This window comes from Bradyrhizobium sp. Kon58, assembly GCF_055807455.1.
The window spans coordinates 1-236 of sequence record NZ_JBVVOT010000654.1 but is presented as its reverse complement, the minus strand read 5'-3'; the positions used below and the strand labels follow the sequence as shown (position 1 = coordinate 236).

At 56.4% G+C, this 236-nt stretch carries 1 protein-coding gene; it reads right to left on the bottom strand.

Annotated elements, in window-relative coordinates; translation table 11 throughout:
- On the bottom strand, positions 1–236 hold a 236-nt coding region (locus AC0L20_RS41835), incomplete at both ends, for a response regulator transcription factor (RefSeq protein ID WP_473295968.1).

Genomic DNA, 236 nt, shown 5'->3' with positions numbered 1-236 from the left:
GCTGAGCACGGCCTGGATTTTATTGTGCACCCCCAATTTCTTGAAGGTACTGCTGATATGAAAGCCTACGGTGCGCTCGGACAAACAGAGAATGGCGGCGATTTCGGAGGCGGTCTTGCCCATGGCGGACCATTTGAGCACTTCCGTTTCCCGGGCGGTCAACTTGCTGGGCGCGCTGACTTGGGTTTCATCGGCGTATTTTTTCGCAACAACCGCATGCATCGCGTGGCAGAGCC